This window comes from Gaoshiqia sp. US2 (genome assembly GCF_059705485.1).
Genome location: NZ_AP048550.1, coordinates 4,280,814 through 4,297,169, shown reverse-complemented (window position 1 = coordinate 4,297,169; position 16,356 = coordinate 4,280,814). Strand labels below are relative to the sequence as shown.

Here is a 16,356-nt window from a genome sequence, read left to right as displayed (position 1 = left end):
TAGATAAGGAAGATTGACACATTTTATCCCGTGCAGTATAAACACCCTCTTTTCAAATCAAACAAATGGCGTATCAAAAGAATAAAATCATTTACCTTCTGTTTCTGCTTTTTTTGCCTGTCTTTTCTTCTGCGGATGGGGTTGAATGGAAGGCCCACTGGATTATGCATCCCGAGGTGCAGCCGCAGGCCCATGCGGTCATTCTGTTTCGAAAAAACTTCGAACTGGTGGAAAAACCCGAAAAATTTGTGGTACACCTTTCGGCCGACAACCATTACCGCTTGTTCGTAAACGGCAACTATGTTTTGCGCGGGCCGGCGCGAGGCGATTTGGCACACTGGTTTTACGAAACGGTTGACTTGGCTGAGTTCCTTCAGCCCGGGAAAAACACCATTGCGGCCGAAGTGATCAACTGGGGGCCAAAACGTTCTTTTACGTATTTTTCGCAGATGACTTCCTTCATCCTGCAGGGAGATTCTGAAAACGAAAAGGCTCTCAATACCTTCGGCGGAAGCTGGAAATGTTTCCACAACCGGGCATTTAACGCAAAACAGGTGGATTGGATGACTGACCCCAGCACCATTGATTTTGGCTTGTACGTGGGCAATCCAACCGATAGCATCCGTGCAGAATTTTACCCGTGGGGTTGGGAACATCCAGCTTTTGATGATTCGGATTGGCTCTCGGCAAAATGGTGCGACATTGCGGGCGAACGGGAACAGCAGTTTGCCGGTGGCATTTTATACAGCGGCGGGAAAATGCTTGTCCCCCGAAGGACCGGCATTTTAAAGGAAACGAAAGTGCCGTTTTCAACCATCCGGCGGACAGCCGGAGTGGAAGCAGATGAGCAATTTCTGAAAGGAAAAGCTCAACTGAAAATTTCTGCCAATCAAAACGTAAGTATTTTGATTGATCAAACTTACCTCACCCTGGGTTATCCCGAAATGCTGGTCAGCGGGGGTAAAGATGCGCGGATACAGGTAATGTATGCCGAAAACCTGATCGTAAAAAATAAAGCTCCCAAAGGAAACCGCAACGAGATTGACGGCAAATTCATGGTTGGGTTGAAAGACGTTTTTATTCCCGACGGCGGCAAAAAACGCTTATTTAAACCGACATACCTCCGGGCATTCCGTTTTATTCAACTGGATATTGAAACCCGCGGTGAACCGCTGGTCATTGAAAAATATGAGCACGTTGCCTGCCATGCGCCTATTGAACCCAGAGCGAAATTTGAAGCAAATAACCCGCTGACCGATTGGATGATGGACGCCGGTTGGAGGTCGGTCAGCATTTGTGCACAAGACATGCTTTTGTCGGATGCTTATTACGAACAGATGCAATACACAGGTGATTCGCGGGTGCACAATCTTTCGTTGCTCACCCTTTCAGGCGACGACCGACTTACCCGTAATGCGCTGATCCAATTTGATCAGTCGCGTATTCCGGAAGGACTGACTTTTGCTTGTTATCCAAACCCTTTTCACTTGATAATTCCATCGTATTCACTCATTTGGATTGACCAGGTGCACGATTATATGCTTTGGAAGGACGACAAAGACTTTATCGCCGGATTCGAACTGGGGATTTACAGCGTGCTCGACTGGTTTGAAAAGCGACGGCAGCCGAACGGCTTGCTTGGGAAAATGGATTGGTGGGCTGCACTGGCCTGGCCGCGTCATTACAAAAACGGCGAGTCGCCAACGGTTTACGAAGGTGACAACACGCTCTACTCGTTGCATTACGCTTACACCTTACGCCATGCTGCCGAAATTTTCGATTTTTTGGGAAAGGCCGGACAGGCGGTTGAATATCGCCATCGGGCTGATCAAATCTGTAAAGTAGTCAATCAACTTTGTAAAAACCAGGGCGGATTTTATACCGAGTCGCCCGGGAACCAGCAGGTCAGCCAGATTACCAACCTGCTGGCCATTTTAGCCGGAGCTGCTACAGACGATAAAGCCAAAATTCTGATGAAAAAATTGCTGGAACCGAAAGACTGGTTTGGGCAGGTTGACCTGTTTTTGCACCTCTACCTGTTTGAAGCAATGAACAAAACTGGTTTTCAGGAAGAGTTTATGCCACAGATTTCAGAATGGCAACTGATGAAAAGCCGCGGTATGACTACCTTTGCTGAAGTCCCGCTTGAGTGGGGCGAAGAAAACCAACGATCGGAATGCCATCCCTGGAGCAGCGCGCCTAATTATTTTTTCTTTCGCACTGTTTGTGGAATTAAATCACTTTTGCCTGGGCATAAAAAGGTGGAGATTGCTCCCGCTTTTGGTGAATTGGAGAAAATTAGCGCTGTTTACCCGCATCATTTGGGAAATGTTGAATTGGATTTGCGGCGAAACGGCTCACAAATAACCGGTTCGGTTACGATTCCCAAGGGAATGGACGCCAGCTTTGTTTGGCGAAATACTACAATGAAACTAAAACAGGGAAAGCAGTCAGTCACTTTTAATGAATAAGGCTTCCCGGCTGCTAAAACAAAATGTTATTGTTCACGTACATGCTGCTTTGTAAACCAATCTAAACAACAAAAATATGAACCTAAACCGCAGAAAATTTATCCGGAGTACGGCTGTCACTTCTACAGCGATTGGGCTGGCTTCAGTCATTCCTTCCAGTGTATGGGCATCAAAACCAGCCCCAAGCGATCAGGTGAACGTGGCTTTGGTGGGCTGCCGCAATATGGGCTTTGGCATCCTCAAACATCATCTGGATATCAACGGCGTTAATTGCACCGCCATGTGCGATGTGGATGAAACGGTGCTGAATGAGAAGGCAGCCGAAATCCGCGAAAAATATAAGCAAACACCAACCTTGTATAAGGATTTCAGAAAGATGCTGGAACAAAAAGACATTGATGCAGTCATTATCGGCACACCCGACCATTGGCATTGTTTAATGACTGTTTATGCACTGCAAGCCGGGAAAGATGTGTATGTTGAAAAACCGATGGCAAATACCATTGAAGAATGCAACATCATGGTGAAAGCGGCCAACCGGTACAACAAAGTGGTGCAGGTAGGGCAGCAGCAGCGTTCGGGTTTCATTTTTAAGAAGGCGATGGATCTGATTCAGTCCGGGGAGATCGGCAATCTGCGGAAAATAAACATTTGGGCCAATTTCGCCTACGGTGTTGGAGGTAAGATCGTTCCCGACAGCGCGGTCCCTGCAGGTGTCGATTTTGACATGTGGCTGGGGCCGGCGCCGCTCCGTTCTTTCAATGCCAGCCGTTTTCACGGGTCGTGGCGGCATTTTTGGGATTACGGCGGCGGGTTGATGTCCGATTGGGGCGTCCACCTGATCGACATGGGTTTGTGGGCGAAAAATCTGACCGAAGCGCCGGAGCAGGTTTTGGTTTATGCGGCCAATTCATTTCAGGAAAAACGCACCCGCGAAACTTTTGATTCCATGACCGTTTGTTTTCCGAAGAGCGATTTTGCCATCAATTGGGACATGACTGCCGGTTTGCAGCGTGGCCCATACGACATGCTTTACGGAATTGCCTTTGTTGGCGATAATGCCACCATAGTGACAGACCGATCGAAACTTTCGGTGATGCCCGAATGGGATAACCAGTCGAAGAAGAACAAGGCGGGCGAATATATTTTTACGGAAGGAAAAGAATCGCACCCTGAACACGTCCGCAATTTTCTGGACTGTATTAAATCAAGGCAAAAAACCGTTTGCCCGCCCGAAGTGGGTAGGAATGCCGCACTGCATGTACACCTGGCCAATATTGCTGGGCGTGTTGGCGAACCGCTGCTGAAATGGGATGACAAAAACAACCGCTTTACCAACAGCGAAGCAGCCAACCAACTGGTTGCCCCTGAATACCGTACCCCATGGAAATTTCCGGAGGTTTAACTTAAGCTGAAAGCAAATGCTTACACGAAGGTCATTTTTAAACTACGAATGTGAATCAAGGATTGAAAAACTAACAAAAAAAAAGTTCTTTAAATAGTCAAACGTGAAAAATCAAAATAATGCTTCCACATTGTTGATAATCAATACAATATTGTTGATTAAATTTGATTTTGGGGGAGTAAAATCTACCGGATTTTTGCCAAATTTGAGAAAAAGCTGGTAGAAATGATAGGTCAAAAAGAAAAAAATCCGCAATTAAGTATGTTCCGGGTCCCGTTGAAACAATTTATTGATGAAAGCCATGAACTGGTTCAACTTTCCGGGAAAATAGACTGGAAAAGTCTGGAGAATGATTTGAGTGTTTATTATTGTGCCGACAACGGGCGTCCATCTGTCCCGATCCGGTTGATCGTTGGGGTTGTCATGTTGCGCAGGATGTATAACCAGAGCGATGAAAGCGTGCTTGACCGTTGGATCGAAAACCCGTACTGGCAATATTTCTGCGGAGAAGTTTATTTCCGTCACGATTTTCCGTTCGACCGGACCGAGTTGATCAAGTTTCGCAGGCGTATCGGGGAAAATGGAGCCGAACAGATTTTGAAGGCAACAGTGGATTTGTTTGGGAGCAAAGAAATCCGGGAAAAAGAAGTTTTAATCGATACCACGGTACAGGAGAAAAACATCACCTTCCCCACCGATGTAAAACTTCAGAAGAAAATCATCGAAAAGTGCCGGAAAATCTCAAAGAAAGAAGGCATCCACCTGAGGCAGACCTACCAACGCGAATTAAAGCAACTGCTGATCGACCAGCGCTTCCATGACCATCCCCGGAGAAAGAAGAAGGCGTTGGCCGCCAGGCGAAGGATAAAAGTGATTGCGGGAAAGATTTTTCGTGACCTGGAACGCAAGATGGGAGAAGCCCAAAAAATGAAATACCAAAACCAGTTCTGTATTTTTAAACGGGTACTGACCCAAACCCGGGGTTCGAAGAACAAGGTTTACAGTATTCACCAGCCCCAGGTAAGTTGTATTGCCAAAGGCAAAGAACACAAGAAATACGAATTTGGGAACAAAGTATCAATCGTAAAGACCCGTCAATCGGGAATCATTATCGGGATCATAAGCTTTTGCGGAAACCCCTTCGATGGAGATACCCTCTCTCCCCAACTGACGCAAGTGGAAAGGATCACCGGCCACAAGCCCGAAACAGGAATTGTTGACAGGGGATACCGGGGCCGCAAACAAGTAAATGGCACACAAATTATTTGCCCGGGGAAACCACTTGAAAGCCACAACAAATACCAACGGCAAAAAACAAGGCAACGCTTCAGGGCCAGGGCCGGGATAGAACCAGTCATTGGCCACGTGAAACACGACCACCGGATGCTTCGGAATTACCTGCTCGACCAGATTGGGGACAATATGAACTCAATCCTGGCGGCAGTCGGTTTCAACCTGAGAAAAATGCTCCGGAGGTTAAAATCCGGGGCAAAAAATATTTTTGAGCTATTTGAAAACCTAATTTTCCTCTTCAGTAGAAACTTAAGTTTCATGCTTTCTGGAAAAATGAGGGTTTTTCACGTTTGACTAAATAGCGAAAAATCAACGCGTTATATTTGTTTGAATCCTTGGAAGTCAGTATCTCATAATCAATTCGATACTGATCGTAAGATGCTTATTTTTAAGGATAAAGACGGTAAGTTAGTAAGAATTTACTATTTTGTATGCGACAAATTTGAAGAAGAACCTCAATTTTATTGCCAAAGGTTCACGGGCAATAACAAACCAGCATTTAGCGACCAAGAGATTATGACTAAACCCGATGATGATGCCCGCGATGATCAGGCCAATCAGGTGCGGGATTTGAATCCATTTTAACAGGATTGGAGAAACAAGGAAAATCAGCAGGATGATTGCAAAAATCAGGACCGGATCACTCAGTGGCAAACCAATTCCAAAGATCGTCGAGAGTATCATAGGGTAGCTTGTTTACGTTATCACATGCCTGTGAACCGGATTTCACTTACACAAAGCCAGATCCCCAAGATACAAACATTTTTTTTTACTGTCATAAACAGGCGGTAAGTTTGCAATGCATTTTCGGCGACTGCGAAGCGGGCATTACATTTTTGGGTTGTATTTTTTTGCGGGGGTTTCGCCCCGGGCAACCATTAAGGCATTCAGGGCCAGGGCTTCCAGTTCGTCTTCTCCGGGGTACACGTGCATGGCGGCGATAAAAGCTGTTTTTTTACGGATATATTCAACCAGGTACTTGTTGTGGGCCATGCCTCCGGTGAGTAAAATGCCGTCGACCTGTCCGTTTAAGACCACGGCCATTTCTCCGATTGTCTTGGCAACCTGGTAGCCCAGCGCATCCTGGATCATCTGGGCGTTGTCGTCGCCGGCTGTGGCCCGTTGTTCCACCTCCTGTGCATTGTTTGTGCCCAGGTAGGCCACATAGCCGCCTTCGCCCACGACCATCCGCCTGATTTCTTCTTTCGACCAGTGCGGGTCGAAACACAAATCGATGACCTGCCCGACGGGTAAGGAGCCGCTGCGTTCGGGGCTGAACGGGCCATCGCCGTCGAGCGCGTTATTCACATCAACCACGCGGCCCTGAAGATGGGCGCCAACCGAGATTCCCCCGCCCAGGTGAACGACGATCAGCCGGAGTTGTTCGTAGGGGATTCCGGTTTTCCGGGCATGTGCGCGGGCCGTGGCTTTCTGGTTCAGCGCGTGAAAGATGGACCGTTTTTTAAAGACCGGATGTCCCGTGATCCGGGCAATTTCGTCGAGCTCATCGGTGACCACCGGGTCGGCAATATAAGCTTTGGCTCCCGGAATTTGATTAGCGATATAATCGGCGATCAAGGGGCCCAGGTTGCTGGCGTGTTGCCCGTAGACCCCTTCGCGGGCATGGCCGAGCATCAGGTTGTCGACCAGGTAAACGCCCGATTCAAGCGGGTAAGTGAGTCCGCCGCGCCCGATAATGTGTTTGATGCGGTCGACTTCAAAGCCTTCTTCCACCAAGGCGTCGATGATCATTCCTTTGCGAAAGTCGAACTGTTGCAACACGGTTTGGTAGCTCGACAATTCGTCGATGGAGTGCCTGAGTACTTTGGAAAGCTTGCACGCTTCGTTGAAATAAACAGCGAACTTGGTGGAGGTCGATCCCGGGTTAATGGCTAAAATACGATATTCACTCATGCAATTTATTTACTCAATAGAGCTGCTAACGCGATTGAATTCAGTTTTGTTTGCGTACTGTCGCCCCTCGACGACAACACCGCCGGAACTTTGGCCCCCGCCACGACAGCCGCCTGTTCGGAATGACAGAGTTTGGCGCTCACCTTATAAAACACATTGCCCGCATCAATGTTGGGGAACAGCAGGCAATCGGCGTCGCCGGCTACCGGCGAAACTATTTTTTTGATCCGGGCCGATTCCGGGTCCAGGGCCACATCGAGCCCCATGGGGCCGTCAATCAGGCCGCCTGAAATTTGCCCCCGATCGGCCATTTTGGTTAGCAAGGCGGCATCCACACAGGCCTGGATAGCGGGCAATACTTGCTCGGTGGGGGCAATCAGGGCTACCTTGGGCTGTTCAATGCCCAACGCTTTGGCCGTTTCGATCAGGTAGTTGATTATGGCTGCTTTTTGCGCCAGATCGGGGTAGGGAATCACCGCGACATCACCGACGATTAATAATTTCGGATAGTTCTTGTTTTCGATCACCGTAACATGGCTCAACACGCCTTTGGGCGGCAACAGGCCAAACTCTTTATTGAGCAAAGCCCTCATGTACTTGTCTGAATTGATCAGGCCTTTCATTACGAAATCAGCTTCGCCCGAGTTGACCAGTTTAACGGCCGCGAGTGCAGCGGTGTCTTCGTTATCGGCATCCACTAGTTTAAATGTTGCCGTGTCGATTTCCAGTCGCAGACAACCTGCTTCAATTTCCTGCCGGTTTCCGGTGATAATTACTTCAACCAATCCCAATTTTATGGCCTGCCGGGCGGCTTCCAGGCTGTGTTCATCCAGCCCGTTGACCAGGACCATCCGCTTCGGTTTTCCTTTTTGGGCCAGCTTGATAATGTCATCTAAATGTTTGATCATGTTTCTGAAGTCATGGTGAATGTGAAAGTAACGCTTCACTTACGAAAATTAAAGAACAAAAGTCAAACAAAAAAATGTTTTTAAACCGCTGAAAAACAAAACATCCGATGTTGAAGAACATCGGATGTTATAATCAGGTATTGATAGGCGTTTTATCCTTTCAAACTTTCATTTTTGAGGAAGTGATGCTTATGATTTTGCCCGTTCGCTGACAATTTTCTCCGTATCGAGGGCAATCATCAATTCTTCGTCGGTAGGGACCACCATAACGGTCACCGGCGAACTTTCTTTGCTGATGACTGCTTCTTTGACTCTGAGCCCTTTATTTTTGGCTTCATCCAGCTGGATTCCCAGGAATTCCATGTCTTTGGAAACTCCAAGACGGGTTGTGTCTGCATTTTCGCCGATACCTCCGGTAAAAATCAGCACATCCAGTCCGCCCATGGCGGCAATGTAGGAACCGATGTATTTCTTGATTTTGTAGTCGTACATATCCAGGGCGAGTTGCGCCCGTTCGTTGCCTTGATTGGCGGCTTCTTCCACCTCGCGCATATCCGACGAGATGCCGGTAATGCCCAAAACCCCGCTGTGCTTATTGAAAAGCGTACTGGCTGTCTTCAGCCCGATTTCTTCTTTCTCCATGATGTAGGTAACCGCGCCGACATCCAGGTCGCCCGAGCGGGTACCCATGATCAGTCCTTCGAGCGGGGTGAAGCCCATGCTGGTATCAACCGACTTGCCGTTTTTAACCGCGGCAATGGAGGCCCCGTTACCCAGGTGACAGGAAATGATCCGCTGGTTTAAAAAATCGCGCCCCAATAGATCGCAGGCCCGTTTCGTTACATAACGATGGCTGGTGCCGTGGAATCCGTACCGGCGGATACCGTACTTTTTATACAACAGGTAGGGGATTCCGTACATGTAGGCCACCGGTTCCATGGTTTGGTGAAAGGCGGTGTCGAATACGCCCACCTGTGGAATTCCGGGAATCAGTTCTTCCATCGCGTAAATTCCTTTCAGGTTTGGCGGGTTGTGTAAAGGTGCCAGGTTGGTGCATTTTACAAGCGCATCGATTACTTCATTGGTGATAAACTCGCTGGAGCTGAAGTATTCGCCGCCGTGTACAACGCGGTGACCAACTGCGTCAATTTCTTCCAGGCTTTTCAGACAACCGTATTTCTCGCTTGTCAGAATGCCCAGGATATATTCGATCCCTCCTTTGTGGTCGAGGATTTCACCTTCAAATACAATTTGACGTCCGTCTTCGTGTTTGTGTTTGAGGAAGGAGCCCTTCATGCCCAGTTTTTCGATGCCGCCTTTGGCGACCACATGACGGTCGGTCATGTTAAAAAGCTGATATTTTATTGAACTGCTGCCGCAGTTGAGTACAAGAATCTTCATTTGTTTGTTTTTTCAGTTTCCTTTTAAATTGGCGTGTGAAAACCGGGGCGTTTGCAACGGGTGCCAGTTTGTTGCGGTTTTAAAACGATCCGTTTGTTTTCACGATCATCGGGTTGCTAACAATTGTCGCTACCGTTTTTGATTTTGTTACCATCCTCGTCATAATGATAGAACCCTTTGCCGTTGGCCATGCCAAGTTGTTTGGCACGCACCAGGCGTTTAATGTAGGGTGACGGTTTATAGCGTACATCGCCAAATTCATTGTAAATATTGTCCATCCAGCGAATAATTTTGTCCAATCCCATTTTATCAGCTACCTCAAAGGGGCCCATACGCATGCCAAAACCAATGCGCATGGTTTCGTCGATATGCTCCACGGTGGAGATGCCTTCCATCAGAATTTCACACGCTTCGTTCAGTAACACCACGAACATGCGTACGCTGACCAAACCTGCAGATTCTTCAACGGGAACCACCTTGCGGTTAATCAGTTTTACGAATTTACAGACTTTCTCATAGGCTTCATCGGAGGTATACAAGCCTTTGACCACCTCGACAATACGGGCTTCCTGTGAGGATACAAAAAAATGAAGACTTACGCATCGTTCTTTATGTTCCAGTTCCGAAGAAAGTTCGGTGATGATGATGGTCGTGGAGTTGGTGGCAATAATGCAGTCTGAGTCCACCACTTTCTCGATTTTTTTGAAGATGGTTTTTCTTTCCTTGATTTTTCCGCCACGGTCAACCGCGCGGATGGCTTCGATCACAAAATCGCAACCGGCCAGATCTTTATAATCCAGCGATCCTTTGATCCGGGAAAGAATAGCTCTTTTTTCGCTCGAGGTTAAACCCCAGTGTTCAATGCGATGGTCAAGTACTTTGCCGATATTCCGGTAGGCTTCCCTGATTTTTTCTTCACTTACTTCGATAAAAACCACTTCGATGCCGTAAAAACTGGCTACGCGGGCAATGTTCTGACCTACAAGTCCGCAACCGATAATCCCGATTTTGGAAAATAATGTTTTAGACTTTTCTTTTTTAATTAAGCCAAATTCTTCAATGGCTTCATATATAATCTCGCTCGACATATCTCTTTATTTTATTCAAAAAGCGCTGCGGCTTGGTTTGATGTAATGGCGACCATATTGACAATATCACTGACTGAACAGCCTCTGGACAGGTCGTTAATCGGAGCGGCCATCCCCTGTAGAACAGGCCCGATTGCTTCGGCTCCGGCCAGCCGTTGAACCAGTTTATAACCAATGTTGGCTGATTCCAGTCCCGGGAAAACCAAAATGTTGGCGCGTCCGGCCACTTCGCTGTCGGGAGCTTTCAGTTTGGCAACTTCGGGGATCAGGGCTGCATCCAACTGGAGTTCGCCGTCGATTTTTAGTTGCGGATCCAGCTCTTTGGCAATTTTAAGGGCATTCACTACTTTATCGACATGGGGATGCTGGGCGCTTCCTTTGGTTGAAAAACTCAGCATGGCGACCCGCGGTTCCATGCCCACGATCGCTCTGGCAGTTTTGGCTGTTGTTACGGCAATTTCGGCCAGCTGGCGTTCGTCCGGGTCCGGCATCACGGCGCAGTCGGCAAACACGATAATGCCGTTGTGCCCAAACTGCGGGTTATTGATAAACATTAAAAAAGCCCCCGAAACAACGCTCACTCCCGGTAAGGTTTTGACAAACTGAAAGGCGGGGCGTAATACATCGCCTGTTGCGTTGATGGCCCCTGCAATTTCACCGTCGGCATCGCCGCATTTGATCATCAACGGTGCAAACACGAGGGGATCGTTCAACATTTCCAGCGCTTCGTTTTTGGTCAATCCTTTTGATTTCCTGATTTCAACCATCTTTTCGGCATACAAATCACGACGGCTGTCGGTTTTGGGGTCAATCACGACTGCGCCGGTAATGTTTACGCCACATTCTCCGGCCGATTTCATAATTTCTACCGGATTCCCCAATAAAATAATCCGGGCCATATTTTCTTTCAGGATGATCTCTGTGGCTCTCAGCGTCCGGGGCTCGCTACCTTCGGGCAGCACAATCCGTTTTTGATAGCTTTGTGCGTTTTTAATAATACGTTCAAGTAATTTCATTATATCTGATACTAATTTTCAATTGACTGATGGAACAAATACGTTTTTTTCCAAATCTGTTGTTTTTGTTTGTCCGGTACCCGGCATTAAGGGTAAAAAATCAGGGCAAAATTTAAGCGATTTGTTCATTTTATCTGATAGCCTGTGATTTTAATTTTTGACTAAAAGATTCTATCTGCAAAAATAGGCAAAATCTGCCGTGTGCAGACTTGTTTATGCTATTTATTTGTTAATCCTGATAAAATTCAGACTTTCTGACCCCATCGCCAAAGACTCGGACCGTTGGGCGGGACAATCGATTGCACAATGAGATTGATCGTTCGCTGGACTGAAGGGTCGAATATTAAGTTTTCCTAAATTTTTTTATGAACCGGAGCCGGTTCGTTTTTTTAGATGAAACGAAAATTTGTTCATCCGGTCATGCGAATTGTTTTTATTCGGCCTTTTACACCAATTTAAATTGATATTTTTGTTTGTGTGACCAGTCGTACTGAACAAGATGAAAGAAAATGACCTGTTTTACCCGCTTAAGCTGGAACTGGAAGGTGATGTTTACACCGACAATGTCCAACGCGTAATTTATGCGACCGATGCCTCCTCGTACCGGGAGTTGCCGCAGGCAGTCTGCAAGCCTAAATCAAAAGAAGATATCCGCCGGATCATAAACTTTGCCCGTGCGAACAAAACTTCCGTCATACCGAGGGCAGCCGGGACCTCTTTGGCCGGGCAGGTTGTAGGCCCCGGAATTGTTGTGGATGTATCGAAATACATGAACCAGATTCTGGAATTTAACGCCGACGAAAAATGGGTGCTTGTTGAACCGGGCGTTAATCTGGCTGAACTGAACAAGTTTCTTGCTCCCCACGGTTTGCAATACGGTCCCGAAACCTCTACTGCCAACCGCTGCTGCATTGGCGGTATGGTTGGAAATAATTCCTGCGGACTGCATTCGTTGGTTTACGGCAGTGCGCGCGATCATATTCTGGAGGCTGAATGTATCCTGGCTGACGGATCGGAACTCGTATTTAACGCCCTTACAACCGAAGAGTTTCTTTCAAAAACCAATGGTCCGGATGATTTAATGGAAACGAGAATATACCGGAACCTGTACAAAATGCTTTCCAACCCGGTCAATCAGGAACAGATCAGGAACGAATACCCCGACCCGAAAGTAAAGCGGCGAAATAACGGCTACGCGATTGATGTATTGCTTGAAACCGATCCGTTTACAGGCAATGGCGAAAAAATAAATGTATGTAAGTTGCTGGCCGGAAGCGAAGGCACGTTGGCCTTTTCAACCAGGCTGAAGCTGAATCTGATTCCGCTTCAGCCAAAACATGTCGGGTTGGTATGCGCTCATTTCGAAAGTTTACAGGAGGCGTACAAGGGTAATCTTATTGCGTTGAAGTACAACCCCGGCGCCATTGAACTGATGGACGACATCATCATGAACTGTACCCGTGAAAATATTGAGCAGCGTAAGAATCGTTTTTTTATTTCGGGCGATCCCAAAGCCATGCTGATGATCGAATTTGCCCGCGAAACAGAGGAAGAGCTGCTGGATACGGCTGCCAATCTGGAACGGGAACTGCGGAAAGCCGGGCTGGGTTATCACTATCCCCTGGTTCAGGGAGACGGAAATATTAAAAAGGTATGGGCTTTGCGCACTGCCGGACTGGGATTGCTTTCAAACATTCCGGGTGATAAACGGAGCGTCACCGTGATTGAAGATACCGCCGTTGCTCCGGAATATCTGTCGGCGTATATGGAGGAATTCGATCACGTATTGGCAAAATACGGGTTAAACTGCGTTAAATATGCCCATATTGCTACTGGCGAAATTCATTTACGGCCCTTGCTGAATTTAAAAGAAGATGCCGATGTGATCCTTTATCATACCATTGCACGGGAGATCGCCATCTTGGTGAAAAAATACCGGGGGTCGCTGAGCGGCGAACATGGCGACGGACGTTTGCGAGGTGAGTTTATCCCGTTTATGTTGGGCGATCACAATTACCGGCTGATTAAGCAGTTGAAACAGACCTGGGATCCGGATCAGATTCTGAACCCGGGTAAAATTATCGATACTCCGTCGATCACCGAAAATCTACGTTACCTGATTGGTGAAACACGGCAGTTTGAAACCACCTTCGATTTTTCCGAGCAGCAGGGTCTGCTGAGGGCTATCGAGAAATGCAACGGATCGGCCGATTGCCGGAAAAGTGAGCTGATTGGAGGAACCATGTGCCCTACCTTTATGGCCACGAAAGACGAAGACAAGTCGACACGCGGGCGGGCCAATATTTTGCGCGAATTTTTAACCCGTCCGTACAAAACGAATCCCTTTGATCAGGAGGAAATATACCAGGTACTTGATTTGTGCATCTCGTGCAAAGCCTGTAAAGCCGAATGTCCGTCAAATGTGGATATGGCCAAATTTAAAGCTGAATTTCTTCAGCATTATTACGATGTCCGCGGAATACCCCTGCGCAGCAGATTAATTGCTTACCTGCCTCAATTATACCGGATGGGACGCCTGTTCAGGCCACTGACGAACTGGCTGTGCGGAACCGATTTGTTTAAGCGGATGATTGGTTTTGCTGAAGAGAGGAATATTCCCCAACTCCCGAAATTAAGTTTAAGGCAGTGGTACAAAAAACCAGTCCTGCTCAACGGAAAGGCGAAAGGGAAAGTGTACCTGTTTGCCGATGAATTCACCAATCAGAATGAAAGCGAAATCGGGATAAAAGCCATCTTGTTGCTGAATAAGTTGGGTTATGAAGTGGCCATCCCCAAACACCGCGAAAGCGGGCGCACCTATTTGTCAAAAGGATTGGTAAGAACAGCTAAGAAAATAGCGACCAGGAATGTTTTACAATTACACCGGCTTGTTTCTGCTGAAACTCCTTTGTTGGGTATCGAGCCGTCAGCTATATTGACCTTCAGGGACGAATATCCGGAACTGGTTGATTATCGCCTGAAAGAAAAGGCCATGCAACTGTCGAAGCATATCTTGTCGCTCGATGAGTTTATAGCTGCCAAAATGGAAGAAAAGCAGATCGACCAAAGCCTGTTCACCACAGAGCAAAAGCAAATTAAGTTGCACGGACATTGTCAGCAAAAGGCTGTTGCATCAACGGCTCCAACTAAAACGATGTTGGAAATCCCGGTGAACTATCAGGTTGTTGAAATTGCCAGCGGATGTTGCGGGATGGCCGGTTCATTTGGTTACGAAAAAGAACATTACGAATTAAGTCAGAAAATCGGCGAATTGGTCTTATTTCCTGCTGTACGCAAGGCGGGGGCCGATGACATCATTTCTGCCCCCGGCACCTCCTGTCGCCATCATATCGAAGATGGTACCGGGAGAAAAGCGCTTCATCCGGTTGAAGTGTTATATGACGCGCTGGTGAGGGATAAGCCAGTGATCAGTAACCAATGACCAATGACCAATGACCAATGACCAATGACCAATGACCAATGACCAATGACCATTTACATATTTCTTCGATTCAGACCGATCTGGTTTGGGAAAAGCCGGCGGCGAACCGTTATCGGTTGGAACAGTTTTTTCAGCAGTTGCCTCGTGAAACCGATTTGGTTGTTTTGCCGGAAATGTTTTCCACCGGCTTTTCGATGCAGGTAGAGCGGTTTGCCGAACAGATGGGAGGTGAAACGGTGAGTTGGATGAAAGAGCAGGCTTCTCAGTATCAGGTGGTATTGGCAGGTAGTTTAATGATCAGGGAGGATGGACGTTACTACAATCGCTTCGTGTTTGTCCGGCCCGACAAAACGGTTGAATATTACGATAAGCGGCATTTATTCTCTATGGGGGAAGAACACCTGCACTTTTCACCCGGAACCGAACGAAAGATCTTTCAGCTAAAAAGTTTCCGGATTCTGCCGCAGGTTTGTTATGATTTGCGTTTCCCCGTGTTTAGCCGCAACCGGAACGATTACGACTTGCTGCTGAACTGCGCAAACTGGCCGGCCCCCCGGAAAGAGGTGTGGAAATGTTTGCTGAAGGCCCGCGCCATAGAAAACCAGGTATACGTGGCCGGTGTAAACCGCATCGGGAAGGATGCCAACGGCATTCGGTATTCCGGCGACAGCCTGGTTTTCGATCCGAAAGGAAAAGCGATGGTGGCAGAGGGATCCGGTCGGGAGGAAATTTTTAACGCGAAACTGTCCAAATCAGCGCTTGTGCATTTCCGGGAAAAATTTCCGGCTCTGTCCGACGCCGACGATTTTTCACTTAACCATCTTGCCTTGTAGTATTGTTTTGCCGTACCTTGAGAGATAATTGAAGAATCCGGTAATAAAGGCTTGTTTGCACGAAAAAATATAAAAAAATAATTTTTAATTGTTAAAAACTTATTAAAAACTTAAAATTATGTGTATTTTGCATATGTTTTTGGTGAATTAGCGGTTGAAAGACAATTTTTTTTTGATAAGCCGGACAGTTTTATTCAGTGACAAAAGAGGCAAAAGCTGAATTTGCTGAAACTAAAAACAATCTTGATGGGGCAATTATTTACTTTTCTGAAGAGTGTATTTGTTATTTGCTTGTGTAAGTCCGGGTTTGATTCCCGTTCCATTGATTGCTTGGGAAGCGGGGTCTTTTTTAAACGGTTGGGCATAAACATCCGAAATGCGGTACAATTTGTAACGGATGTTCCAAAGTACACATGTGCTTTGTCTTTTCTATTTACCACATCCATAACTCTTAATTCCTTCAAATTTCAATCGGTAACGAATATGCCAGTTGGCGTAAATGCCGTCGGCCAATGTTGTGCGGGCATGAAGTGCTGTTTGTTAAGTGGTTGATGTTTCGTTGATGATGAAACTTTATAAACGAAT

11 protein-coding genes are annotated in these 16,356 nt (G+C 47.1%); 5 read left to right on the top strand and 6 right to left on the bottom strand.

Annotation, left to right across the window (positions count from 1 at the left end; all coding sequences use genetic code 11):
• Positions 1-65 precede the first annotated feature (65 nt).
• The 3 genes from AC6H3C_RS17025 (at position 66) to AC6H3C_RS17015 (ending at position 5,463) form a co-directional block, all read left to right on the top strand.
• The gene (locus tag AC6H3C_RS17025) at positions 66-2,471 is read left to right on the top strand and encodes an alpha-L-rhamnosidase-related protein (RefSeq protein ID WP_497516617.1); all 2,406 of its coding nucleotides are present in this window, start codon (positions 66-68) and stop codon (positions 2,469-2,471) included.
• Between the two features lie 76 nt (positions 2,472-2,547).
• Positions 2,548-3,876 (top strand): Gfo/Idh/MocA family protein, encoded by a 1,329-nt coding sequence (locus tag AC6H3C_RS17020; protein WP_497516616.1) that lies wholly within the window; start codon positions 2,548-2,550, stop codon positions 3,874-3,876.
• Between the two features lie 225 nt (positions 3,877-4,101).
• Entirely contained in the window at positions 4,102-5,463 is a 1,362-nt protein-coding gene (locus AC6H3C_RS17015; RefSeq protein ID WP_497516615.1) for an IS5 family transposase, read from the top strand.
• 114 nt (positions 5,464-5,577) lie between these two features.
• Here the strand turns inward: AC6H3C_RS17015 and AC6H3C_RS17010 are convergent, their stop codons facing one another.
• The 6 genes from AC6H3C_RS17010 to pta all read right to left on the bottom strand — a co-directional run bounded on the left by AC6H3C_RS17010 (position 5,578) and on the right by pta (position 11,496).
• Positions 5,578-5,853 carry a hypothetical protein gene (locus AC6H3C_RS17010; RefSeq protein ID WP_497516614.1) on the bottom strand — a complete coding sequence of 92 codons (276 nt, stop codon included), beginning with the start codon at positions 5,851-5,853 and terminating at the stop codon, positions 5,578-5,580.
• A 144-nt stretch (positions 5,854-5,997) separates the two neighbouring features.
• Positions 5,998-7,083 carry a butyrate kinase gene (gene buk / locus AC6H3C_RS17005; RefSeq protein WP_497516613.1) on the bottom strand — a complete coding sequence of 362 codons (1,086 nt, stop codon included), beginning with the start codon at positions 7,081-7,083 and terminating at the stop codon, positions 5,998-6,000.
• 5 nt (positions 7,084-7,088) lie between these two features.
• On the bottom strand, positions 7,089-7,991 hold the full coding sequence (locus AC6H3C_RS17000; protein WP_497516612.1) for a phosphate acyltransferase: 903 nt from the start codon (positions 7,989-7,991) through the stop codon (positions 7,089-7,091).
• A 189-nt stretch (positions 7,992-8,180) separates the two neighbouring features.
• On the bottom strand, positions 8,181-9,392 hold the full coding sequence (locus AC6H3C_RS16995) for an acetate/propionate family kinase (protein WP_497516611.1): 1,212 nt from the start codon (positions 9,390-9,392) through the stop codon (positions 8,181-8,183).
• A 116-nt stretch (positions 9,393-9,508) separates the two neighbouring features.
• Entirely contained in the window at positions 9,509-10,480 is a 972-nt protein-coding gene (locus AC6H3C_RS16990) for a 3-hydroxyacyl-CoA dehydrogenase family protein (RefSeq protein WP_497516610.1), read from the bottom strand.
• Between the two features lie 11 nt (positions 10,481-10,491).
• Complete coding sequence (gene pta / locus AC6H3C_RS16985) at positions 10,492-11,496, bottom strand: phosphate acetyltransferase (protein WP_497516608.1); 1,005 nt, start codon at positions 11,494-11,496, stop codon at positions 10,492-10,494.
• 499 nt (positions 11,497-11,995) lie between these two features.
• Between pta and AC6H3C_RS16980 the strand changes: the two genes are divergently transcribed.
• Positions 11,996-14,938: an FAD-binding and (Fe-S)-binding domain-containing protein gene (locus AC6H3C_RS16980; RefSeq protein WP_497516607.1), complete on the top strand. Its 2,943-nt coding sequence runs from the start codon at positions 11,996-11,998 to the stop codon at positions 14,936-14,938.
• Positions 14,939-14,976: 38 nt separating this feature from the next.
• Positions 14,977-15,771, top strand: coding sequence for an amidohydrolase (locus AC6H3C_RS16975; protein ID WP_497516605.1), 795 nt, complete (start codon positions 14,977-14,979; stop codon positions 15,769-15,771).
• The last annotated feature ends 585 nt before the right edge of the window (positions 15,772-16,356 follow it).